The organism is Sphaerisporangium rufum, assembly GCF_016863395.1.
In the GTDB taxonomy this organism is placed as follows: domain Bacteria; phylum Actinomycetota; class Actinomycetes; order Streptosporangiales; family Streptosporangiaceae; genus Sphaerisporangium; species Sphaerisporangium rufum.
The window spans coordinates 1-23,365 of sequence record NZ_BOOU01000025.1; the positions used below are offsets into that span (position 1 = coordinate 1).

Here is a 23,365-nt window from a genome sequence, read left to right on the forward strand (position 1 = left end):
GGTGAAGAACCGCCACGAGCCGGCCCGGTCGGAGCGGGACAGCACCCAGGCGTGCACCACCGCGCTCAGCGTGGAGCCGTGGCAGGTGCGGCGCAGGTAGTGGTGCACGGTCCGCGGGATGATCTCCGGGCCGCACGGGTAGCCGAGCCCGGCCAGGATGTCACGCAGCTCGTCCGCGGTGAGCAGGTAGAACAGCATGAGCACGTCGGCCTGCTTGGAGGCCTGGTACCGATTGGGGCTGTCACCGGCCGGTTCCATGGCCCGGTCCAGCCGCCGCACTCCCCGGTAGCGGTCCCAGTCCAGCTCCGGCAGGTCCGCGTACCCGGTGAACTGGCTGATCACCCCGTCATGGAAGTCCACCCGCATCCGGCGGGTGATCTCCGTCCAGCGGGCCGGCTCGTCGTCGCCGAGCGCCAGCCGCGCGGTCAGCTCGGCCCGGTCCCGGGTGGGCAGCCGGCCCAGCGCGTCGCGGGCGCGCATCAGCAGCCACACCGTCATGACGTTGGTGTAGGCGTTGTTGTCCAGGCCGGGGGACGCGGCGCCCGGGTAGGCGTCGTGGTACTCGTCCGGCCCCATCACCCCGCGGATCTCGTACCGCCCGGAGACCGGGTCCGGGCGGGCCAGCGCGGCGAAGCAACGGGCGATCTCCACCAGCAACTCCGCCCCCATCTCGGCCAGGAACGCCTGGTCGCCGGTGGCGACGTAGTACTGCCACACGTTGTAGGCGATGGCCAGCCCCACGTGCCGCTGCAGCCGGGAGTTGTCCGGCAGCCAGTGCCCCGAGGACGGGTTGAGGTGCAGCGACTGGCTCGTCTCCCGCCCGTCGCTGCCGCTCTGCCAGGGGAACAGCGCGCCGGGCAGGCCGAGGGCGGCGGCGGCCGCCCGCGCCTCGGGCAGCCGCCGGTACCGGTACCGCAGCAGGGCCCGGGAGATCTCCGGGAACCGCACGTCCAGCCAGGGCAGCACGAACAGCTCGTCCCAGAACACGTGCCCCCGGTACGCCTCGCCGTGCAGCCCGCGGGCCGGGACGCCCACGTCCAGGTCGGCGGTGTGCGGGGAGAGCGTCTGCAGCAGGTGGAAGGTGTGCAGGTGGATGATCCGGGCCCCGGCGGGGTCGTCCACGTCCAGCCGGGCGCGGGCCCACAGCCGGTCCCAGGCGAGCCGGTGCCGGGCCAGCAGCCCGGCGAAGCCCGGGGCCAGCCGCACCTGGCGCAGCGCGGCCGACCGCGGGTCGGCGATGGCGTGGTCGAGGGACGTGGCCAGCGCGACGATCTTCGTCACCGTCACCGGGCGGCCCTGCCGCAGGTCGACGACGTGGACGGAGACGATCCGCCCGGCCTCGGGCACGACCTCCGAGGCTTCCCCGCCCGTGCCGAGCAGCCGGGCGGCCAGCGCGACGGTGATCTGCGAGGACCGGGTACGGGCGGTCAGCCAGGTGATCTCGCCGTCCCGCCCGGTGGCGTGGCCGGTCAGGTGGTCGCCGCGCAGCCCCCGGTACCGGGCCACCCCCTGGTTGACGACCCGCCCGTCCAGCGCCGCGCGCACCCGCAGCGGCCCGGACCAGTTCTCCGCGGTGAAGGTGGTCTCCAGCGCGGCCAGGTGCGGGTCGGCCATCGAGACCAGCCGGCGCTGCCGCACGGCGGTGACCCGGCCGGCGGCGTCCCGGTAGCGGAGCGTCCGGTGCAGCACGCCATGACGCATGTCGAGCACCTGCCGGTACTCCAGCAGGCCGGCGTCGTCGGGCTGGAACGGGCGCACGCCGGGGGTGGCGAAGTCCAGCGGCAGCCAGTCCGGCAGGTTGACCAGCTCTTCGTTGGTCACCGCGTGCCCGGCCACCTCGGAGGTCAGCCGGTCGTAGCAGCCCGCCGCGTAGGTGCCGGGGTAGTGGACGTCGCCGGCCCGGGTCTCCGGGGCCGCGCCCCGGGTGGCGAAGCGGCCGTTGCCGAGGGTGCACAGCGCTTCGCGGCGTCCCTCCTCGGCGGGGTCGTAGCCGTCGTAGACCAGCGTCCAGGGGTTCATGAGGTGCCGACCGGCACCCGGCCGGTGACCGAGAGCTCGCCGAGGTCGGCGACGACCAGGTCGGCGCCCCGCTCCAGCAGCGCCGCGCCGCCGGCGCCGGAGCGGTCGACCGCCACGACCAGCCCGAAGCCGCCGCGCCGGCCGGCCTCGATGCCGGGCAGCGCGTCCTCGATGACGGCGGTGACCGCCGGGGAACCGCCGAGCCGCCGGGCCGCCTCCAGGAACAGCGCCGGGTCCGGCTTGCCGGGCAGCCCGAGCCGGGCGGCGTCCTCCCCGTCCACCACCGTGTCGAACATGTGGATCACCCCGGCCGCGGCGACCAGCCGGCGGCAGTTGCGGCTGGCCGACACCAGGCCGGAGCGGCAGCCGCGCCGGCGCAGCTCGCGCAGCAGCGCCACGGTGCCCGGGTAGGCGGCCACCCCGTGCCGCTCCACCTCGGTGAGGAAGAACCGGTCCTTGGCCGCCGCCAGCCCGCGCACGGTGGGCGCGCCGGGCGCGTCCCCTGGATGGCCCTCGGGCAGGGTGATGCCGCGCGAGGCGAGGAAGACGCGCACGCCGTCCAGCCGGGGCCGGCCGTCCACGTAGGCCAGGTAGTCGTCGCGGATGTCGAACGGGGCGGCGCGGCCCCGCAGGAAGGTGTCGAAGACGCGCTTCCAGGCCGCCGCGTGCACGCGCGCGGTGTCGGTGACGACGCCGTCGGTGTCGAAGACGACGGCGCGGATCCTGGTGAGGTCGATGACGGGCACCTCGGCACCTCCGACCTCGCACGTTATCGGCGGCGGCCGGCCGGCGGCAGGGACGTCCGGTCCAGCTGCGGCCGCCGAAAGACCTGTTTTCGCCAGACCGGAACCGGTTCCAGCGGCCGGTGCCGCAGGGGGACGGTCCCCGGGGCGTCCCTGGAACCCTTCCGGGACCTCCGCTCCCGGACCTGCCACCGATGCCGCCGCACGGACGGCACCCCCGGCGTGCCGCCGCCGGAAAGGGCGCCGGGACCGCCGCCCGGACGCCGAGAAGCCCGGCGGGGACGAGGGTCCCGGGCGGAAGGGGACTTCGGCCCTGCCCGCGCCGGCCGGCCGGGAGGACCGTGGAGGCATGACACGATCACTGCCCGAGGAGTGCGACGTCCTGCTGCGCGACGGGGGCATCGCCCACATCAGAGCCCTGCGCCGCGCCGACCGGGCGGCGCTGCACGAGCTGGTCGACGCCTCGTCCGAACGGTCGGTCTACCTGCGCTTCTGCACCGGCGGCTCCGGCACGGCCCACGGGCACATGGACCGGATGACCGGGCCGGGCTACCCGGGCCGGGCGATCGTGGCGCTGGTGCGCGGCCGGCCCGCCGGGGTGGCCGAGTACATCCCGGACGGCACCGGCGAGCGCGCCGAGCTCGGCATCCTGCTGGCCGACCGGTCCCACGGCCACGGCCTGGGCACCGTCATGCTGGAGCACCTGGCCGTGCACGCCGCCGACGAGGGCGTCCAGGAGCTGGTGGCCGAGGTGCTGCCGGAGAACCGGACGATGCTTCGGGTGCTGGACGACGTCGGGCTGCCGGCCGAGCGGCGGTACGCCGGCGGCCTGGTCGAGGTGCGCCTGTCCACCGGCCCGACGCCCGAGCTGCTGGACCGGATCGACGCGCGCGACCACGAGGCCGACCGAGGCTCGCTGGCGACGGTGTTCGCCCCCCGCTCGGTGGCGGTGGTCGGGGCCGGCCGCGAGCCCGGCGGGGTCGGCCACCGGGTGCTGGCCAACCTGGTCGAGGGCGGCTTCCCGGGCCCGGTGTACCCGGTCAACCCTAAGGCGGCCGAGGTCCGCGGGCTGCCCGCCTACCCCGACCTGGCGGCCCTCCCCGGGCCCGCCGACCTGGCGGTGGTCGCCACCCCGGCCGCCGCGGTGCTGGACGTCGCCCGGGACTGCGCCGCGCACGGAGTACGCGGCCTGGTCGTGGTGAGCGCCGGATTCGCCGAGGCCGGCCACGGCGGCGACGAGGCCGAGCTGCTGAGGATCTGCCGGGAGGCGGGGATGCGGCTGGTCGGCCCCAACTGCCTGGGCATCGTCAACACCGCCGCCGCGCTCAACGCCAGCTTCCTGCCCGCCGCGCCGGCGCCCGGCCGCCTCGGGCTGATGTCCCAGTCCGGCGCGGTGGCGGTCGCCGTCATCGACCGCGCCGAGCAGGTGGGGCTGGGCATCTCCTCCTTCGCCTCGGTCGGCAACAAGGCCGACGTGAGCGGCAACGACCTGCTGCAGTTCTGGGAGGACGACCCGGCCACCGACGTGATCGCGCTCTACCTGGAGTCGTTCGGCAACCCGCGCCGGTTCGGCCGCATCGCGCGGCGGGTCGGCGCCAAGAAGCCGATCATCGTGGTGAAGAGCGGGCGCAGCGCCGCCGGCGACCGCGCGGTGCGCTCGCACACCGCTGCGGCGGCCACCCCGGACGCGGCCGTCGACGCGCTGCTGCGCTCGGCCGGGGTGATCCGCGAGGACAGCGTCCAGGACATGCTGGACACCGCCCGGCTGCTGGCCTTCCAGCCGCCGCCGGCCGGCCGGCGGGTCGCCATCGTGGGGAACTCCGGCGGCCCGCAGGCCATGACCGCGGACGCCTGCGAGCAGGCCGGGCTGGCCGTCCCCGAACTGTCGCCGGCGACCCGGGAGGTGCTGCGCGGCCGGCTGCGCCCGGCCGCCGCGGTGGGCAACCCGGTCGACCTCACCGCCGACGGCACCGCCGAGGAGATGGCGCACGCCGTGCGCGCGGTGCTCGCCGACCCGGTCGTCGACGCGGTGCTGGTCGTCTACACCCCGCCGTTCGGCTCCGGCCTGGACCGGACCCGCGCCGCGATCGCCGGCGCCGCCGCCGGGTCGGGCAAGACCGTGCTGGCCTGCGTGGCCGGGCACGACGGGATGGTCGGGGAGCGGGTCCCGGGCTACGCCTTCCCCGAGCAGGCGGTGCACGCCCTCGGCCGGGCGGTGGCGCACGCCGAGTGGCGGGCCCGGCCGGCCGAGCCGCCGGTCGCGGTGCCGGCCGCCGACGCCGCCGCCGCCCGGGGCATCGTCCAGGCCGAACTGGCGGCGTGCCCGGCGGGCCGGTGGCTGGACCACCCGACTGCCGCCCGGCTGCTCGGCTGCTACGGCGTGCGGGTGGCCGAGACCGTCGCGGTACGCGACGCCGGCGCCGCGGCCCAGGCCGCCGCGCAGGTCGGGCTGCCCGCGGTGCTCAAGGCGACCGGCCCGGAGCTGGTGCACAAGAGCGACGTGGGCGGCGTCCGGGTCGGGCTGCGCGACGCCGAGGAGGTGCGGCGCGCCTACGCCGAGATGGCCGCCCGGATCGGCGACGCCATGACCGGCGCGCTCGTCCAGCACCAGGCCGGCCCCGGCGTCGAGATGATCGTCGGCGGTGTCGCACACGAGGCCTTCGGCCCGCTGGTGATGGCCGGCCTCGGCGGGGTGACCGCCGAACTGCTCGCCGACCGCGCGTTCCGGGTGCCGCCCATCGGCCGGGCGGACGCCGCCCGCATGCTGGCCGAGCTGCGCTGCGCGCCGCTGCTGCACGGCTACCGGGGCGCCCCGCCGGTGAACACCGCGGAGTTGGCGGCGTACATCATCGGGGTAGGGCGTCTGATGGACGACCTCCCCGAGGTCGCGGAACTGGACCTCAACCCGGTGATCGTCACGCCGGACGGCGCGGTGGCCGTGGACGTGCGGGTGCGGCTGGCGCCGGCCCCGCGGCGTCCCTCGCCCTACCTTCGCCGGCTGCGCTGACGCCCGCCCGGCCCCTGAACGACCTTTCGGAAAGGACCCTGATGAACGACCCCGACGGCCGCCCCGTACTGGAAGACCTGGCGGCGGAGGAGTGCCTGAAGCTCATCTCCGACGGCGGCATCGGCCGGGTCGGCTTCGCCACCCCCTCCGGGCCGATGGTGCTGCCGGTCAACTACACGATGCACGACGGGACGGTGCTGTTCCGGACCGCGTTCGGCGGGCCGATGGACCAGGACCTCAGCACCGGCGTGCCCGGCGTTGAATTCAAGATCGCCTTCGAGGTGGACAGCCTGGACGCCGCGGCCCGCGAGGGCTGGAGCGTCCTGGTGCAGGGCGCGGCGCACCGGGTCACCTCCGAGGAGGAGCTGGCCGCGGTCCAGGGCACCCCGGTCGAGCCGTGGGCCGGCGGCGAGCGCCGGCTGTACATCCGGGTGACCCCCACCCAGATCACCGGCCGCCGCATCACCCGCTGACCGGCCTCCCGCCCCGCGACGGCGCCCGCCCCGGCCCGGGGCGGGCGCCGTCGCCGTCTCCGGGCCCCGCCGGCGGGCGCCACCGGCCCGGTCCGGCCCCCTCGTGCGGCCGCCCGGATGGTCCAAGGTCCGCCCGGGCCGGGGCCGACGGTCCCGGGCGGGCGAGCCGTAGGCCACTGCCCGGCGTGATCGGAAAGCGGTCTGCTTGGAGGAGGACGAACGGTGACCGCGCCGCGGAGCGGGCGGTCGGCCCAGTGGAGGGATCATGTCCGAAAGGATCGTCGTCGGGACCGACGGGTCACCGGCCGGGACGGCCGCGGTGCGCTGGGCCGCGGCGGACGCCGCCCGCCGCGGCGCCCCGCTGCACATCGTCACCGTGGTCGAGCGGTGGCCCTACAGCGTCGCCCGCTGGCCCGCCCCGCCGGAGATCGGCGACTCGCTCGAGGCCGGCGCCGAGCGGGTCCTGGCCGAGGCCGAGGCGGTCGCCCGCGCCACGCTGCCGGACGGCCCGGTGAGCACCGAGCGGATCGACGGCGAGCCCGCCCCGGCGCTGTGCGAGCATGCGGAGAAGGCCCTGGTCCTGGTGGTGGGCAGCCGCGGCCTCGGCGGGTTCACCGGCGCGCTGGTCGGCTCGGTGAGCGGGCACGTGGCCGGCCGGGCCCGCGGCGCGGTGGTCGTGGTGCGCGAGGGTGCCGAACCGCGGCGCGGCGAGGTCGTCGCCGGGGTGGACGACTCGGCCGAGTGCGACCCCGCGCTGGTCTTCGCGCTGGAGGAGGCGCGGCTGCGCGGCGCCGTCCTGCGCGCGGTGCACGCCTGGCAGCCGCCGGTGCACGTGTACGCCCCGGCCATCGCCTACGACATGGACGAGATCCGGCAGGCCCAGCACGACGTGGTCCGCGAGCGGCTGGCCCGGCTCGCGCCCCGCTACCCCGAGGTGACCGTGGTGGAGGACGTCCGGTGCGCCCACCCGGTGGACGCGCTGGTCAAGGCGGCCGACGGCGCCGAGCTGCTGGTCGTCGGCTCGCACGGCCGCGGCGCGGTCGGCTCGGCGCTGCTCGGCTCGGTGAGCCGCTCGGTGCTGCACCACGCGGCCGTCCCGACCGCCGTGGTCCGCGGCTGAGCGGCCATGATCCCGGCGGACCGCCCTTGACCGCCCACCGCGGGCCGCCACCCGGAACGACGAGCCCGAAACCGCCTAGGCCCGGCCCGGGGCGGGCCGGCGGCTCGAGCCGGTCAGCGACCTAATGGACAAGTGCTCACGCCGGCGATCAGCGGGCACGACATCCCATCAGCGATCAAGACCCCTGACCACCGGAGAGGGCACGATCTGACCCTAGGACTCAAGGTCCAGGCGGTTGGAGTGCTCACTCACCAGCGGCTACCAGGCACCGAGTCTGCCAGCGAGACCGACCCGGTAGCTCCCATCAGGCGGGGCGGGGGCGGACGACGGCCACCGGGCAGTGGGCGTGGTGCAGGACGCCGTGGCCCACCGAGCCGAGCAGCGCCGCGGTGAAGCCGCCCAGCCCGCGCGAGCCGACGACCAGCAGGTCGGCCGTCTGCGAGGCCTCGCCCAGCGCGGGCACCGGGTGCCCGCAGATCCCGGTCTCGGTCACCGGCACGTCGGGGAACTTGTCCCGCCACGGGGCCAGCCACTGCCGCATCCCGCGGGTGCCCGCTTCGGAGACGTCGCTCATGATGTCGGTGTAGCCGGCCGCGACCGGCGACAGCGCCGGCATCGGCCAGGAGTGCACCGCCTCCACCTGCCAGCCTCGCGCCGACGCCTGCTCGAAGGCGAAGCCCAGCGCGGCCTCCGAATGCGGGGAGCCGTCCACGCCGACGACCACCTTCCGGTACGAGGCCGGCCGGACGTCGCGCACGATCACGACCGGGCCCGCCGCGTGCCCGGCCAGCGCCAGCCCCACCGACCCCAGCACCAGGCCGGTGAACCCGCCCATGCCGCGGCTGCCCAGCACCAGCGTGTCGGCGTTCTCCGACTCGTGGCGCAGCCGCTCGACGACCGCGCCGGTGATCAGCGCCGTGCTCACCTCCAGGCCGGGGACGTGCTCCCTGGCCCGGCCGGCCGCGGCGTCCAGCACGCCGGCGCAGTAGTCGGTCAGCGATTCGTTGAACCCTTCCATCCGGTGGAAGGGGTACTCGCCCGCCCAGGGCTCGCGCACGTGCACGATGCGCAGCACCGCGCCGGCCCGGGCCGCGTCCTCGGCCGCCCAGTCGACCGCGGCGGCCGCGTGCGCGGAGCCGTCGACCCCCACCGTGATCACACCGAACATCCTGCCTCCCTGCGTGCCTATTCCCATGGGATCGCCCGCGGGCACCTCGCGCAGCGGCCGAAGGTCCCGCGCCCTCGGGACTTCCGCCCGCCCTGGACCATCCGGGTGACACTACACGCGGGGGCGTCCCGGCCCGGTCAGTGGCGGGGCAGATCGACGACGGCGGCCAGCGGGCGGTCGCGCGTCGCCGGCGGGGCGTCACCGGCGTGCACCACGGCGACCGGGCAGCGCGCGTGGCGCAGGCAGGCCAGCAGCACCGGTCCCAGGTGATCGTGGCCGTGCCGGGCGGCGGACCCGAGCACCAGCAAGGTGGCGTCCGCGGTGTGCCGCAGCAGCTCCTTGACCGCGTTGCCCACGATCAGCTCGCGCTGGATGCGCAGCTCCGGGTGCCGGGACTCCACCCGGTCGATCGCCGCCGCCATGGCGGCGCGGTCGCGGGCGTGCCGGCGGACCTCCTCCTCGCGCCGGTGACCGGCGGCGTACGGGGCCTGGGCACAGGTGCGTTCCCAGGCGTGCACCACGACCAGTTCCGCCCCGCGCGTCGCGGCCTCCGCAGCGGCCCACGCCAGCGCGTCGCACGACTCGGGACGCGCGTCGATGCCGACGACGATCCGTTCCCCGCTCATCATCGTTTCCTTCCCTCGCCGCCCGGGGTGTCCCCGCCCCGGCCCTCGGGTGCGGCTCTTCCCCGGGCGGCGCGCTTCCCACCCGATCCGGCCCGGATCTTCACCGGCCCGCCGTCCACCTGCGGTCGCCCGGCGGGGATGGCCGTGATCCGCCCGCCGGCCCGGCCAGCTGGTCGCAGATCCGGCCGGCCCACCCGGTGATCCGCTCGCGGTCACGGTGGTCACCGGACATCGATCGGGCCAGCAGCGCGGCGGCGAATCCGCGCGCGTCCCGGGCCAGCCGGCCACCGAACGTCACGTGCTCCTCGGCCTCCAGGCGGTCCAGCCACCTGCGGGCGCCCGGTACCGGCGGGATGTCCCGCTCCGCCGCGGAGCCGTCCAGCGGCCCGCTGCTGAACAGCCAGACCGACCGGGCCCGGAGCGTGGCGGCGTGCCGGCGGGCGAACCGGCGGGCATCCCGGTGCCACCGGTTGTTGTAAATCGCGCCGCCGATGACCACCGCGTCGTATCCACGCACGTCAACGACCTGGCTCGCCGGGATGAGATCCACCGCCAGTCCCCGGTCGCGCATCGTGCCGGCGATCCATTCGGCGATCTCCGCCGTGGAGCCCCGGCGGGATCCGTACGTCACGAGCATCCGTGCCATCGGAAACCACCTCCGCCGCAAGCGTCCCCCGCCGGGCGGGCCGGCGCGTAGAGCCGCACGGCCGCCGGGCCGATGACCAAGGTCCCGCGCCGCACGTCCACCCGCGGGCGGCCACGGGCGGTGCCGGCCCTATATCCGGAAACCCGGCACGCGGACGGCGTCCGGGCCCTCGAGCGGGCGCCTCCCGGCCCCGTGGCACGGGCGTCGCGCGCCCGGGGGGTCAGGCGGCCCGGCCGGTACCCGAAGAGTCAGGGGAGAACGGGAACGTCACCCCGGTGAGCCGCTCGCTCTCCGCCCACAGCCGCCGGGCCGCCTCGGGGTCCTTGGCGCGCGGCGGGACGCGTACCCGGACCGGCGGCCCGTTCATCCCGAAAAGCCGGCCCGGTCCCCAGTAGCCGCCGTGCTCGGCCGCCGGATCGGTCGCGGCGCGCAGCGTGGTGAGGGCACCCTCCTGCGCCGTCATGGCCAGCCGCGAGGTGAAGAACCGGCCGAGGCCGCCCGCCGTGCGGGCGAGGTCGGTCGCGGTCCACCCCGGGTGGGCGGCGGTCGCCCGGACCTCGGAGCCGGCGGTGGTGAGGCGGCGGGCGAGTTCCAGCGCGAACGACATGTTGGCGAGCTTGCTCTGCGCGTAGGCCTGCCAGGCCGCGTACCGGCGGTGTTCCCAGTTGAGGTCGTCGAAGTCGATCCGTCCGATCTTCTGCATGGAGCTGGACACCACGACGACCCGCGCGTTCGGGGTCCGCTCCAGCAGGGGCAGCAGCCGGCCGGTGAGCGCGAAGTGGCCGAGGTGGTTGGTGCCGAACTGCAGCTCGAACCCCTGGGCGGTGCGCCCGAGCGGCGGCACCATCACCCCGGCGTTGTTCACCAGCAGGTCGAGCCGGTCGTGATCGGCCTGGAAGGCGGCGGCGAAGGCGGCCACCGACTCCAGGTCGGCCAGGTCGAGCGGTGCGACCGTGACGGGTTTCGCCGGGCCGGTCACGTTGATCTTCTGGGCCGCCGCCGCGCCCTTCTCGGCGTTCCGGCAGGCCAGCACCACCTGGGCGCCCTTCGCCGCCAGCATCCGCGCCGTCTCGTACCCGATGCCGGTGTTGGCACCGCTGACGATGGCGATTCGGCCGGTCTGCGGGGGGATGTCGTCGAACGTCCAGTTCGCCATGCGTCGACTCCTTGCCAGGGCCTCAGTGCGCTGCGACGAACTTGGCGCATTCCAGCTATTGCGGCAAATAGCATGATTTGCCCGGCTGTCCGGCCGGTACACCGGTCAGGGCGCCCGGTGCCGGTCGGCGGCGCGGCGGCGGGCCTCGGCGGCCCGGCGGGCGGCGCGCTCGCGTTCCCGTCCGGCCACCCGCAGCCGGGTGGCGGCCGACTCCTCGCGGGAGACGGCGGCGGCGAGGTCCCGGCGCAGCCGCTCGGATTCCGCCACGGCGGCATCGTGCTCACCCTGCGCGGTGGCCAGCTCGGCCTCCCACTCGACCAGCGCGCTCTCGGCCTCGCGCGCCGCGGTGGCGGCCTCTTCGGCCCGGCGGCGCCGGCGCTCGGCCTCCTCCTCGGCCCGCCGCCGCGCCGCCTCCTCCGCCCGCCGGCGGGCCGCCTCCTTCTCCGCCGCCCGGCGCCGTGCCGTCGCAGTGCGATCACCGGTCGTGCCACTCCGGGTCGTGCCACTCCGGGTCGTGCGGCCCCCGGTCGTGCCGTCGCCGGTCGTACCCGTGGCGGTGGCACCGCCGGCATTGCCGCCGCCGGCGGCGGGTGGTGGTGCGTCCGGGGCCAGGAAGCCGGCCGGGCCGAAGCCGGCGTGGGCCCGCGGCGCGGCCAGCCGGCCGGCCCGTACCTCGGCGGCGACGTCCGGATCGGTGGTGGCCGCGAGCAGGGTGTCGGCCACCTCGCGCAGCGCCGGCTCGCGCAGCGGGCGCCCGGCCGCCGCCGCCAGCGCACCGGTCGCGCGCACCAGGCGGGTGACGAGATCGGCACGCCGCTGGTCCAGCGCGGCGACCCCGGTGCCCGACTCCCAGGCCGCGCGCAGCTCGGCGCCGAGGTCGAGCAGCTCGGCCAGCTGCGCCGGCTCGCCCGGCCCGGAACGGGCCAGCCGGTTCACCGCCCAGGCCGACACGGTCGGTCGCCGCAGCGCGCCGATGCGGCGGGCGAGCTCCGCGTCGCCCGCCTTCCGGGCCTCGGTGGCCAGCGCCTTGCGCCGTTCGACGAAACGCTCCGGCTCGATCCCGTACAGCTCGCCGGCCGCGGCGGACAGGTCCACACCCACTCCTTACCCGAAGCGGTGGCGGCGCCCGGCACCGCGCGGCGCCACCGCCAGGATACGGCGGCCCCCGGACCGCGGATCAAGCCTCCACCGTGCGGTGGTGAGGAGTGGGCGGTGCCGGGCGGGTAGGCATGTGGGTGGGCGCGCCGATCATGCCGGTCGGCGGGCCGGCCGTTCCCGACCTCTGAGGAGGAGACCGTGATGGAGAAGTTCTCCCTCATCGCCACCGGACGCACCGTGCTGGAGCGCGCGGCGGCGGGTTCCGCCGGGCACGCCGCCGAGACGGTGGTGGGCGGCCACGAACGGGAGCTGCGGCAGACGGTGATCGGTATCACCGCGGGCGGCGAGCTCGGCGAGCACGACAACCGGGGAGAGGCGACGCTGCAGGTGCTGCAGGGCCGGGTGCGGCTGGTCGCCGGCGACGTCTCCTGGGACCTGCTGGCCGGGGACCTGCTGATCATCCCGCCGGCCCGGCACCGGGTGGAGGCGGTGGAGGACGCGGTCCTGCTGCTCAGCTTCGCCCATTCCCGCTAGGGTGCTGCTTGGTGTGCCGGGAAGTCTGGTCGGCGATGGGGGCGTTCGTGCCCTTCGTCCGTCTTGCCAGGAGGTATGCCGGTGACCGCGATCGCGGCCGTTGTGATCTTTGTCGGGGCCTATGTCCTCATCGCCACCGAACGGATCCACCGGACGGCCGCCGCGCTCGGCGGCGCCGGGCTGCTGCTGCTGATCCACGCCACCGACGGCGGCGCCGCGTTCTTCTCCGAGCACTCCGGCATCGACTGGAACGTCATCTTCCTGCTGCTCGGCATGATGATCATCGTCGGCGTGCTGAAGCGGACCGGCGTGTTCGAGTACGTGGCGATCTGGGCGGCCAAGCGGGCCCGCGGCCGGCCGTTCCGGCTGATGGTGATGCTGGTCGTCATCACCGCGCTGGCCTCCGCGCTGCTGGACAACGTGACCACCGTGCTGCTGATCGCCCCGGTCACCTTCCTGGTGTGCGACCGGCTGTCGCTGCCGGTGGCGCCGTTCCTGATCGCCGAGGTGCTGGCGTCGAACATCGGCGGCACCGCGACGCTGGTCGGCGACCCGCCGAACATCATCATCGCCAGCCGGGCCGGGCTCTCGTTCAACGACTTCCTGGTGCACCTGGCCCCGCTGGTCGTGGTGCTGCTGGTCGTCTTCATCGGCATGTGCCGGTGGCTGTTCCGGTCGGCGTTCACCTATGACGAGCGGCTGGCCGCCGAGATCATGACCCTGAACGAGCGGGAGGCCATCCAGGACCGGCGGCTGCTGTGGCAGAGCCTCGCCGTGCTGGCCGTGGTCATCGTCGCCTTCGTGCTGCACCCGGTGCTGCACTACGAGCCGGCCGTCGTGGCGCTGCTCGGCGCCGGTCTGCTGGTCGCCGCGACCCGGGTCACGGTCGAGGACGCGCTGGAGGACGTCGAGTGGGCGACCCTGGTCTTCTTCATGGGCCTGTTCGTCATGGTCGGCGCGCTGGTGGAGACCGGGGTGATCGGGACGGTGTCCCAGGCCGCCACCTCGGCCACCGAAGGCCGGCTCGGGCTCACCACGATGGGCCTGCTGTGGGGCTCGGCCGGGCTGTCGGCCATCGTGGACAACATCCCCTACGTCGCCACCATGAGCCCGATCGTCGCCGACCTGGTCAAGGCGGGCGGGCCGCAGGCCGACGTGCTGTGGTGGGCGCTCGCGCTGGGCGCCGACCTCGGCGGCAACGCGACCGCGGTCGGCGCCTCGGCCAACGTGGTCGTGCTCGGCATCGCCGCCCGCAACGGCCGGCCGATCAGCTTCTGGGAGTTCACCAAGTACGGTCTGGTGGTGACCGTGGTGACGGTCGCCCTCGCCGTGCCCTATCTGTGGTTCCGCTATCTCGCCTAGCCCGGCGTCCCACGGCCGAAGGAGGCCCCCGGTGCATGCCCGTGATCTCGTCGCCGAGTTCCCCACCGTCACGGCGGACACCCCCGCCGTCGAGGCGGCCCGCCTGCTCGCCGAGCAGCGCCTGCCCGGGCTGATCGTCGTGGACGGCGGCGGGCGGCCGCTGTCGGTGCTGCCCGGCACCCAGGTGCTGCGGCTGGCCGTACCGCGGTACTGCCAGGACGACCCGGCGCTCGCCCGGGTGGTGGACGAGGGGCACGCCGACCGGTTCGTCCGCGCGCTCGGCGGCCGGACCGTCCGCGAGTGCCTGCCCGACCAGCCGCGCGAGCTGCCGATCACCGACCCGGGCGCCACCGCGCTGGAGATCGCCGCGCTGATGGCGCGCACCCGCAGCCCGCTGGTCGCCGTGGTGGAGGCGGACGGCCGGCTGCTCGGCGCGGTCACCCTACAGGACCTGCTGGGCCGCGCCCTGGAGGCGTGACCCGCGCCGTCCCCGGCCGGACGTGCGCCGGCCAGGGACGGCCAGGGACGGCCAGGGACGCGGCCGGGTCAGATCAGGGTGGCCTGGTAGGGGTCCCAGCCGGCCGGCAGCGGCTCGGGGACGCGGGGGGTGCCGGCCAGCGGGCGGAACTCGCCCGCCTCGGCCGCGTCGCTGATCGCGGCCATGCCCTCCAGCACGTGCTGGGCGAGCGTCCCGTCGGTGCGGTGCGGCACGCCGGCCCGCACCGACCTGGCCATGTCCAGCACGCCGAGGCCGCGGCCGGCCGTGGTGCCCTCCACCGGCAGCTCGCGCCAGTCGCCGTCGGCGCGCCCGCGCACCCGCAGCGGGCCCTCGAAGGTGTTGGGGTCGGGCAGCGACAGCACTCCCTCGGTGCCCAGGATGTCGATGCTGGTCACCACCGCCGGGGAGTCGAAGCTGAACGTCGCCGAGGCGCTCGGCCCGGCGGCGTAGTCGATCAGCGCCATGACGTGCGTCGGCACCTCGACCGTGAAGGTGGTGCCGCCCTTGGGCCCGGAGCCGACCACCCGGGTGGCGCGCGCCTGCCGCGCGGTCGCCGCGACCTTCGCCATCGGCCCGAGCATCGTGACCAGCGCGGTCAGGTAGTAGGGGCCGACGTCGAAGAGCGGCCCGGCGCCATGCTGGAAGAGGAACTCCGGGCTCGGATGCCACGACTCGGGTCCCGGGTTCTGCATGACCGCCGTCGCGGCCACCGGGGTGCCGATCGCACCGGAGGACAGGGCGCGCCGCGCCGACTGCAGGCCGGCGCCGAGGAAGGTGTCGGGGGCGCTGCCGATCCGCAGCGACCGCCGGCCCGCCTCGGCGAGCAGCGCCTCGCCCTCCTTGGGGGACAGGGCCAGCGGCTTCTCGCCGTACACGTGCTTGCCCGCGCGTAGCGCCTCGGTGGCCACCTCGACGTGCGCGCGCGGGACGGTCAGGTTGACGACGATCTCCACCTCGGGGACCGCCAGCACCGCGGCGAGGTCGCCGGCCACCGGCACCCCGTGCTCGGCGGCCTTGGCCCGCGCGCGGGGTTCGTCCAGGTCGGCGATGCCGAGCACCCGCACGTCGGGGAAGGCGGTGAGGTTGCGCAGGTAGGCGTCGCTGATCGCGCCGGCGCCGACCAGCGCGACGCCGACCGGGCCGGCCGTCACGCCGCCTCCAGCCCGGCCAGGTGGGCGTGGCTGCGCGCCAGCGCGTCCACCACGTCGGTGGCGCACTCGTCCAGTTCGACGATCCGCCAGGCGCCCGGCGCGGCGGCCAGGATGTCCGGCACCGGCATGACGCCCTCGCCGACCGCGGTGTGCGGCTCGCCTTTCACACCGGGACCGTCCTTGACGTGCAGGGCGAGGACGCGGTCGCCGAGCCGCCGCAGCAGGGCGGGGGCGTCCGCGCCGCCGACGGTGGCCCAGTAGGTGTCGATCTCCAGGAAGACCTCGGGGGCGAGCAGCCCGGCGAGCGCCTCGATGGCGTGGACGCCGTCGATCCGCGGCTCGATCTCCCACCAATGGTTGTGGTAGCCGAGCCGCAGGCCGTACCGCGCGGCCTGTTCGGCCAGCCCGTTGAGCAGGTCGGCGGCGCGGGCCACCCCGTCGCGGGTGGTGAAGTCCTCCTCCGGGATGCCGGCCGGCACGATGACCAGGCCGGCGCCGATGGCGGCCACCGCGTCCAGCACCCGGGCGGGCTCCTGGCCGAGCAGCGCGGAGGCGTGGGTGGCGGGTACCAGCAGGCCGAGGTCGGCGGTCACCCGCCGGAACCCCTCGGGGTCGTCGAGCGGGTCGTACGGCTCGACCGCGCCGTAGCCGATCTCCGCTATCCGGGTCAGGACCTTGTCGCGCTCGGACCGCATCCGGTCGCGGACCGAGTAGAGCTGTACACCGAGCGGCTTCACCATGAGGTACGGATCCTCCTGCGCCTGTCGCGGAGCCCACCGGGCACCGCGGCCCCCGATGATCTCCCTTACTCTCGCTTAAACGGTAAAGCGTGATAAAGGTAAAGACAATGGCTTATTTCCGGTTACAAGTGGGTATCCAGGGCCGCTCCACCCGACCTCCCGGACCGTGCGGCGAGCGGCCGGGAAGCCGCCCGCATGCTCGGCCGGATGGTCCCGCGACCGCCACATCTCCTCTTCCGGCTCGCCGCGCCGCGCAGGCGGTGCGGTAGGTGCGGAGCCCGCCGCCGGTGTGAGCCATCTCTCGCGCCATCGTCGTGGCGTGGCGGCCCGGGGAGGTCGACCATGTGGTGATGACCTCCACTCCCCGCCGGCCGGACGCCGGCGTCCGGCCCGATCCGACCGGCGCGGCCACCGGGCCCGACGGGGACGCACCAGGCCGCGGGTACCTGCTGGACAACGCGCGCGCCGAGGCGGGTGAGCGGTTCGTCTGGCTGGCCGAGCTGTTCGACGGGGTGACGCGCGGGCACTTCGACCGGCTCGGGGTCGGGCCCGGCTCGCGCTGCTGGGAGGTGGGGGCCGGTGGCCGCAGCGTCCCGGAGGCGCTCGCGGCGGCCGTCGGCCCGGCCGGGTACGTGCTGGCCACCGACATCGACCCGTCGTGGCTGGCGGCGGGCGACGGGTACGAGGTGCGCCGGCACGACGTCGCCGCCGATCCGCCGCCGGAGCCGGGGACGTTCGATCTGGTGCACACCCGGCTCGTGCTCGTCCACGTGCCCGACCGGGCCCGGGCGCTGGCGACGATGGTGGCCGCGCTACGGCCCGGCGGCCGGCTGCTGGTCGAGGACGCCGACACCGCGCTGCAGCCGCTGGCGTGCCTGGACGACGGCGGCCCCGCGCAGCGGCGGGCCAACCGGCTGCGCGACGCGGTCCGCGAGCTGCTGGCGCGCCGCGGCGCGGACCTGCGCTACGGCCGGACGCTGCCGCGGGCGCTGCGCGCGGCGGGCCTGGTGGACGTCGCCGCGGCGGGCTCGTTCCCGGTCGGCGGGCCGGCCTGCGACCGGCTGGAGGCGGCGACCATCCGGCACGTGCGCGGCGAGCTGGTCGCGGCCGGGCTGGCCGGCGACGCCGAGATCGACGCGCACCTGGCCGCCGTGCACGCCGGCGAGCTCGACCTGACCCTCGCGCCGCTGATCTCGGCCTGGGGACGCCGGCCGGCGGAGCACGCGCCGGCCCCCGGTTAGGTGCGCTCCGGCATCGACTCGGCCGAAGCGGGTCGCGGCCACAGGTGGGACCCGGAGCCGCCGCCGGCCGAACTCCGCGGATCACGCCGGACGGGTGGGAGGGGAGCCCGCGTGCCCTCAGGGGACCCGGCCCGGCGGTGCGGGCACCGCCGGGCCGGGTGGGGTCAACTCCGTCCGGCGCCGACCGCCGTGTCGTGGCCGGCGGCCCGCTCCTGCTCGCCGGCTCCGGCCGGGTCGCCGCCCTCGCGGCCCTCGCCGGACGGCTCGCCGCCGGCCGGGGTGCCGTGCCGGGCGGCCCGCCGGGCCCGGATCCGCTCCTTGCGGCCCTCGACCATCGTGTAGAGGGTCGGCACCAGCAGCAGGGTGAGCAGCGTCGAGCTGACCAGCCCGCCGATCACCACGATGGCCAGCGGCCGGGAGATGAAGCCGCCCTCGCCGGTGAGGCCGAGCGCCATCGGCAGCAGCGCGAAGATCGTCGCCAGCGCGGTCATCAGGATGGGGCGCAGCCGCCGCCGGCCGCCCTCCACGACCGCCTCGTGCAGCGGCATGCCCTGCTCCCGGTACTGGTTCACCAGGTCGATCAGCACGATCGCGTTGGTGACCACGATGCCGATCAGCATCAACATGCCGATCATCGCGGCCAGCCCGAGCGTGGTGCCGGTGGCCAGCAGCAGCCCGATGGCACCGGTCGCCGCGAACGGGATGGACACCAGCAGCAGCAGCGGCTGCGCGACGCTACGGAACGTCGCCACCATCACGAAGAAGACCAGGGCGATGGCGGCCACCAGGGCCAGGCCCAGGTTGCCGAACGCCTCGGCCTGGTCGGCGCTGGCCCCGCCGATCTCGTACGACGCGCCGGCCGGCAGTGCCAGCGCCGCCAGCCGGCTCTTCAGCGCGGCGGAGGTCGCGCCGAGGTCGCTCCCGGTGGCCTTGGCGGACACCGTGGCGCTGCGCTCGCCGTCGACCCGGGTCACCTCGACCGGCCCGGCCACCTCGCGCACCGTCGCGACGTCGTCCACCGTCACCTTGCCGGCGATCTTCACCTCGCGCAGCGCGGCCGCCGAGGCGGGCCGGTCGCCGCCGCGCAGCACGACGTCGGCGGTGGTGTCGTCGAACGCCAGCTCGGTGATCGTGGTGCCGCGGAAGGCCTGCGTCACGGCCTGGCCGATCGCGGCCTCGGTGAGGCCCTTCTCCGCCGCCTTCTTCCGGTTCACGGTGACCTGGATGCGCGGCACGGTGTCGGCCATGCTGCTGGTCACCTCGGCGACGCCGGGCATGCCGCTCACCGACTGCTGGACCTGCCGGGTGGCCGCGCGCAGCGTGTCCAGGTCGGCCGCCCGCACGTCGACGGCGAGGGAGTTCCCGCCGAACCCGCCGGACTGGCCGACGCTGATTTCCCCCGCGCCGGGCACCCCGGCCAGCCGGTCGGTCAGCCGCCGCTCGACCGCCGCGGTGTCGGTGCCCTCGCGCAGCGTCAGCGCGTGGGAGACCCGGGAGGCGGCGGTGGTGCCGCCGCGGAGCCTGGCGGTGCCACCGCCCACGGTGACCTGGTAGGACTCCACCTCCGGCGTGCCGGCCACCACCTGCTCGACCTTCTTGGCCATCGTGTCGGCGGCGGTCAGCGAGGTGTTGGGCGGCAGCTTCTGGCTGATGCTGAGGGTGTTCTGGCCGGCGTCGTCGATGAAGCTCGTCCGCAGCAGCGGCACCAGCGCCAGGGTGCCCACGAAGATCACCGCAGCGGTGGCGACCGTGATGATCCGGTGCCGGGTGGCGAACCGGATGACCGGGACGTAGGCCCGCTGCAGCAGCCCGCGGCGCTCCTTCTCGTCGGCCGCCCGGCGGATCGCCGCGGCGTCCCCGCCCTTGGGCGCCTTGAGGAACCAGTAACTCAGCACCGGGACGACGGTCAGCGACACCAGCAGCGACGCCAGCAGCGCCACGGTGACGGTGACCGCGAACGGGCCGAACAGCTCGCCGACCAGGCCGCCGACGAAGGCGATCGGCAGGAAGACCGCGACGGTCGTCAGCGTCGAGCTGGTGACCGCCCCCGCCACCTCGCGGACGCCGTCACCGATCGCGCGCCCCTTGGACTCGCCGTAGGAGAGGTGGCGTTTGATGTTCTCCAGCACCACGATCGAGTCGTCCACCACCCGGCCGACCGCGATGGTCAGCGCGCCCAGGGTGAGCATGTTCAGCGAGTAGTCCTGCAGCCACAGCGCGATGAGGGCGATCAGCACCGACAGCGGGATGGACACCGCCGTCACGATCGTCGAGCGCAGCGAGAACAGGAAGACCAGGATGACCAGCACGGCCATCGCCAGGCCGAGCAGCCCTTCGGTGGTCAGGCTGTCGATCGCCTGCTCCACCGACGGCGCCTGGTCGAACACCACGGTGATCTGCGCGCCACCGCCCAGGGCCGCGGCGAGGGCGGGCAGCTTGGCCCGCACGTCGTGGGAGATGGCCACCGCGTTGCCGTCCGGCGTCATGGTCATCGAGACGCCGAGGCTGGGCTTGCCGTTGGTGCGGGTGAGGGTGGTGGCCTCGGCGAGTTCCAGCTCGACCTTGGCCACGTCGCCGAGCCGGACCGGCTTGGGCGCCGCCGCCGGGCGCGCGGCCGCGCCCGCCGCGCCTGCCGCGCCCGGGTTCCGCGCCTGGCCGCCGGCGGACCCGGGTGCGGCGCCGGCCGCCGGCGGGGTCAGGTAGAGGTCGCGGATGTTCTTGACCGAACCGAGCGCGGTGCCCACCTGGACGCTGAGCGACCGGCCGGACCGGGTCAGGGTGCCGGCCGGCAGCGGGGTGCCCGCGGACTGCAGCGCGGTGACGATCGCGGCGGAGCTCAGCCCGCGCTCGGCCAGCTCGTCGTCGTCCGGGGTGATGGACACGACCTGCTCGCGGGTGCCGGTGACCGTCACCTCGCGGACCCCGGCGATGCCGGACAGCTCGGGGACCACCTGCTCGGCCAGCCGGTCGGCCAGCCGCCGCTGGTCCTCGGCCGAGCCGACCGCGAGCTGCAGCACCGGGATGTCATCGGTGTTGCCCGACGCCACCTGCGGCTCGACGCCGTCCGGCAGCCCGGCGCCCAGCCGGGCCACCGCCTGCTGGATGCGGTTCCGCGCGTCCTCGATGTCGCTGCCGAAGTCGAACCCCACCTGCACCACCGCGCTGGAGTCGCGGGAGGTCGAGGTGAGCGAGGTGACCCCGTCCAGGCCGCGGACCGCGTCCTCCAGCGGCCGGGTGACGTTGTCCTCGACGATCTGCGGGGCCGCGCCGGGATAGGAGGCGATGACCGACACGACGGGGAAGGCCAGTGACGGCAGGAGCTGCTGCTTGAGCGCCGGGATGGTGTACGCGCCGAAGGCGGCCACCACCAAGGTGATCATGGCGACGAGCCCGCGGTTGGCGAGGCTCAGTCTGGCGAGTGACGACATCGGTCCACTTCTGCTCGGGCCCGTCCGGGCGGGCACGGTCGGCGGGAGGCGGCCGGCGGGGGGCCGGCACGCTTCCCCAAGCCTGGCCGATCGGCGGGGCCGGTGGATCACGCTTCAGGACGATCCCGCGCGTACGGCGATCGCCGTACCGGGCCGGCCGGGATCCGCCGCCCGCCGGACCGGCTCCCCGGCCTTGCCATGGGCGGCCCACGGGTGGCCTGCCGGAGGCCGCGGCGGGAACGCCGGGCGTCCGCGGCCGGCCCCCGGCGAGGAACGGTCTCAGCCGGAGGGGGCCGGCGGGGCCGGGCGGCGCGGGGTGACCAGCCCGGTCTCGTAGGCGATCACCACCAGCTGGGCGCGGTCGTGCGCGCCCAGCTTGAGCATCGCCCGGTTGACGTGCGTCTTGGCGGTCATCCGGCTGATGCCGAGCCGCCCGGAGATCTCGTCGTTGGTCAGCCCGCAAGCGACCAGCGTCATGATCTCGCGCTCGCGGTCGGTCAGCACCGCCAGGCTCTCCGGCGCCGGGGCGGCCGCCGCGCCGGGCCCGGCCAGGTAGCGGGCGATGAGCTCCCGGGTCGCGGCGGGGGAGAGCAGCGAGTCCCCGCGGGCCACCACCCGGATCGCCTGCTGCAGTTCGGCCGCCTCGACGCCCTTGCCGAGGAACCCGCTCGCCCCGGCGCGCAGCGCCGCGAAGACGTACTCGTCGAGTTCGAAGGTGGTCAGCACCAGGATCCGCACCCCGCGCAGCGCCGGGTCGGCGGTGATCAGCCGGGTGGCGGCCAGCCCGTCCAGGCCGGGCATCCGGATGTCCATCAGCACCACGTCTGCCGCGGTCTCCTTGGCCAGCCGCACCGCCTCCCCGCCGTCGGCGGCCTCGCCGACGACCTCCAGGTCGGGCGCGGAGTCGATGAGCACCCGGAACCCGGCCCGGACCAGCGCCTGGTCGTCGGCGACCAGCACCCGGACGGCCATCAGCCCTCCACCGCCGGCGCGGGCAGCACCGCGCGCACCCGGAACCCGCGGCCGGGGGCCGGTCCCGCCTGGAAGGTGCCGCCCACCGACAGCGCGCGTTCCCGCATGCCGACCAGCCCGTGCCCCGGCGCGGGCCCCGGCGGGCCGCCCCGGCCGTCGTCGGTCACCTCGACGGCCAGGTCCGCCGGGCCGTACCGCAGCCGCACCCGGGTGGTGGCCCGGCCGGCGTGCTTGCCGACGTTGGTGAGCGCCTCCTGGACGATGCGGAACGCGGTCAGCTCCACCGGGAACGGCAGCGGGCGCGCCGGGCCGTCCACCTGGCAGCCGACCGCCATCCCGGCCGCCGCGAACGCGTCGATCAGCTCCGGCAGCCGGTCCAGGCCGGGCGCCGGTTCGGTCGGTGCCTCCTCGGCGGTGCCCGGCTGGCGCAGCAGGCCGACGGTGGCCCGCAGCTCGTCCAGCGCGGACCGCCCGGCCCGCCGGATGTGCCCGAGCGCCTCGCCCGCCTGCCGCGGCTCGCGCGCCAGCACGTGCTCGGCCACCTGGGCCTGCACGTTGATGAGCACGATGTGATGGGCGAGCACGTCGTGCAGCTCCCGGGCGATCCGCAGCCGCTCCTCCATCACCCGGCGCCGGGCCTCCTCCTCCCGGGTGCGCTCGGCGCGCTCGGCCCGTTCCTCGATCGCGGCGACGTAGGCGCGGCGGCTGCGCAGCGCGTCGCCGGCCGCGGCCGCCATGCCGATCCAGGCGATCTGCCCGGCCACCTCCGGACCCCACCAGGCGGCGCCGGAGAACGCGATGCGCACCCCGGCCAGCACCAGCGCCACGATCGCCCCCGCCGTCCAGCCGGCCCGGCGGGAGCCGTGCGCGGCCAGGCCGGCCACCGCGACCGCCGGCACGATGTCGAGCGGCGTATTGCGGGCCCCGCCGATCGCCATGTTGGCGACCACGCCGGCGACGGTGATCGCCACCACCGCGCGCGGCCACCGGCGCCGGACCGCCAGCGCCGCGCACACCAGCACGCCGATGGCCAGGCCGGCCCCGCTCAGCGGCTCCGCGGCGCCCCGGTGCTCCGACGGCGGGCCGAACGCGACCGGGACGAAGACCAGGAGCGCCACGAGGGAGTTCAGCAGCAGCGGCCGGGCCCGCAGGGCGTGCCACAGCTCGGTCAGGCGACGCACGATCCCACCGTACGGCGGCGCGGGCGTCGCGCTCCTCCTCCCCGGGTACCACCAGGCCCGGGTCACGTACCGCGGTCACGGTAGATCCAGGGGAAAGAAGTGTCCCTCGCTGTGGCCAAGCCTGCACAAAAATTTCATAATCGGGGCACGTGTAACAGGCGGTCAGCACCGTTGATCGCCTGGTGTAACAGCCAGGCCCGT

19 protein-coding genes are annotated in these 23,365 nt (G+C 75.7%); 7 read left to right on the forward strand and 12 right to left on the reverse strand.

Features of this window, described 5'->3' with window-relative positions; all coding sequences use genetic code 11:
• A partial coding sequence (locus Sru01_RS08435) for a glycoside hydrolase family 65 protein (RefSeq protein ID WP_203983335.1) occupies positions 1–2,019 on the reverse strand: 2,019 nt, incomplete at its 3' end.
• Positions 2,016–2,765: an HAD family hydrolase gene (locus Sru01_RS08440; RefSeq protein ID WP_239137127.1), complete on the reverse strand. Its 750-nt coding sequence runs from the start codon at positions 2,763–2,765 to the stop codon at positions 2,016–2,018. The genes Sru01_RS08435 and Sru01_RS08440, both read right to left, overlap by 4 nt.
• 346 nt (positions 2,766–3,111) lie before the next feature.
• Between Sru01_RS08440 and Sru01_RS08445 the strand changes: the two genes are divergently transcribed.
• From Sru01_RS08445 to Sru01_RS08455, 3 genes are all read left to right on the forward strand, one after another.
• Positions 3,112–5,769 carry a bifunctional acetate--CoA ligase family protein/GNAT family N-acetyltransferase gene (locus Sru01_RS08445; protein ID WP_203983337.1) on the forward strand — a complete coding sequence of 886 codons (2,658 nt, stop codon included), beginning with the start codon at positions 3,112–3,114 and terminating at the stop codon, positions 5,767–5,769.
• A gap of 41 nt (positions 5,770–5,810) precedes the next feature.
• Positions 5,811–6,242 carry a pyridoxamine 5'-phosphate oxidase family protein gene (locus tag Sru01_RS08450; protein ID WP_203983338.1) on the forward strand — a complete coding sequence of 144 codons (432 nt, stop codon included), beginning with the start codon at positions 5,811–5,813 and terminating at the stop codon, positions 6,240–6,242.
• A gap of 265 nt (positions 6,243–6,507) precedes the next feature.
• A complete protein-coding gene (locus Sru01_RS08455; protein ID WP_203983339.1) occupies positions 6,508–7,362 on the forward strand; it encodes a universal stress protein in 855 nt (284 codons plus the stop codon).
• 304 nt (positions 7,363–7,666) lie between these two features.
• Here the strand turns inward: Sru01_RS08455 and Sru01_RS08460 are convergent, their stop codons facing one another.
• The 5 genes from Sru01_RS08460 to Sru01_RS08480 form a co-directional block, all read right to left on the reverse strand.
• Positions 7,667–8,530: a universal stress protein gene (locus Sru01_RS08460; RefSeq protein ID WP_203983340.1), complete on the reverse strand. Its 864-nt coding sequence runs from the start codon at positions 8,528–8,530 to the stop codon at positions 7,667–7,669.
• Between the two features lie 137 nt (positions 8,531–8,667).
• A complete protein-coding gene (locus tag Sru01_RS08465) occupies positions 8,668–9,156 on the reverse strand; it encodes a universal stress protein (protein ID WP_203983341.1) in 489 nt (162 codons plus the stop codon).
• A gap of 100 nt (positions 9,157–9,256) precedes the next feature.
• Positions 9,257–9,802 (reverse strand): flavodoxin domain-containing protein, encoded by a 546-nt coding sequence (locus tag Sru01_RS08470; RefSeq protein WP_203983342.1) that lies wholly within the window; start codon positions 9,800–9,802, stop codon positions 9,257–9,259.
• A gap of 220 nt (positions 9,803–10,022) precedes the next feature.
• The gene (locus Sru01_RS08475; protein ID WP_203983343.1) at positions 10,023–10,958 is read right to left on the reverse strand and encodes an oxidoreductase; all 936 of its coding nucleotides are present in this window, start codon (positions 10,956–10,958) and stop codon (positions 10,023–10,025) included.
• Between the two features lie 105 nt (positions 10,959–11,063).
• Complete coding sequence (locus tag Sru01_RS08480; RefSeq protein WP_203983344.1) at positions 11,064–12,053, reverse strand: hypothetical protein; 990 nt, start codon at positions 12,051–12,053, stop codon at positions 11,064–11,066.
• Positions 12,054–12,257: 204 nt separating this feature from the next.
• Between Sru01_RS08480 and Sru01_RS08485 the strand changes: the two genes are divergently transcribed.
• The 3 genes from Sru01_RS08485 (at position 12,258) to Sru01_RS08495 (ending at position 14,430) form a co-directional block, all read left to right on the forward strand.
• A complete protein-coding gene (locus Sru01_RS08485) occupies positions 12,258–12,590 on the forward strand; it encodes a cupin domain-containing protein (RefSeq protein ID WP_203983345.1) in 333 nt (110 codons plus the stop codon).
• Positions 12,591–12,665: 75 nt separating this feature from the next.
• Positions 12,666–13,952, forward strand: a complete 1,287-nt coding sequence (locus Sru01_RS08490) for an ArsB/NhaD family transporter (protein WP_203983346.1) — start codon at positions 12,666–12,668, stop codon at positions 13,950–13,952.
• 31 nt (positions 13,953–13,983) lie between these two features.
• On the forward strand, positions 13,984–14,430 hold the full coding sequence (locus Sru01_RS08495) for a CBS domain-containing protein (RefSeq protein WP_203983347.1): 447 nt from the start codon (positions 13,984–13,986) through the stop codon (positions 14,428–14,430).
• A gap of 68 nt (positions 14,431–14,498) precedes the next feature.
• Here Sru01_RS08495 and Sru01_RS08500 read toward each other — a convergent pair whose 3' ends face one another.
• Both Sru01_RS08500 and Sru01_RS08505 read right to left on the reverse strand, forming a co-directional pair.
• A complete protein-coding gene (locus Sru01_RS08500) occupies positions 14,499–15,602 on the reverse strand; it encodes a Gfo/Idh/MocA family protein (protein WP_203983348.1) in 1,104 nt (367 codons plus the stop codon).
• Positions 15,599–16,342, reverse strand: a complete 744-nt coding sequence (locus Sru01_RS08505; protein ID WP_203983349.1) for a sugar phosphate isomerase/epimerase family protein — start codon at positions 16,340–16,342, stop codon at positions 15,599–15,601. Before Sru01_RS08505 ends, Sru01_RS08500 begins: the two co-directional genes overlap by 4 nt.
• Positions 16,343–16,692: 350 nt before the next feature.
• Here Sru01_RS08505 and Sru01_RS08510 point away from each other — a divergent pair, with 350 nt between their 5' ends.
• Positions 16,693–17,583 carry a methyltransferase domain-containing protein gene (locus Sru01_RS08510; protein ID WP_203983350.1) on the forward strand — a complete coding sequence of 297 codons (891 nt, stop codon included), beginning with the start codon at positions 16,693–16,695 and terminating at the stop codon, positions 17,581–17,583.
• Between the two features lie 164 nt (positions 17,584–17,747).
• On the opposite strand, the gene Sru01_RS08515 is transcribed toward Sru01_RS08510, so the two are convergent.
• From Sru01_RS08515 to Sru01_RS08525, 3 genes are all read right to left on the reverse strand, one after another.
• A complete protein-coding gene (locus Sru01_RS08515) occupies positions 17,748–21,011 on the reverse strand; it encodes an efflux RND transporter permease subunit (protein WP_203983351.1) in 3,264 nt (1,087 codons plus the stop codon).
• Positions 21,012–21,290: 279 nt separating this feature from the next.
• The gene (locus Sru01_RS08520; protein ID WP_203983352.1) at positions 21,291–21,983 is read right to left on the reverse strand and encodes a response regulator transcription factor; all 693 of its coding nucleotides are present in this window, start codon (positions 21,981–21,983) and stop codon (positions 21,291–21,293) included.
• Positions 21,983–23,164: a sensor histidine kinase gene (locus Sru01_RS08525; RefSeq protein WP_203983353.1), complete on the reverse strand. Its 1,182-nt coding sequence runs from the start codon at positions 23,162–23,164 to the stop codon at positions 21,983–21,985. The genes Sru01_RS08520 and Sru01_RS08525 overlap by 1 nt, the downstream gene beginning before the upstream one ends.
• Between the last annotated feature and the right edge of the window lie 201 nt (positions 23,165–23,365).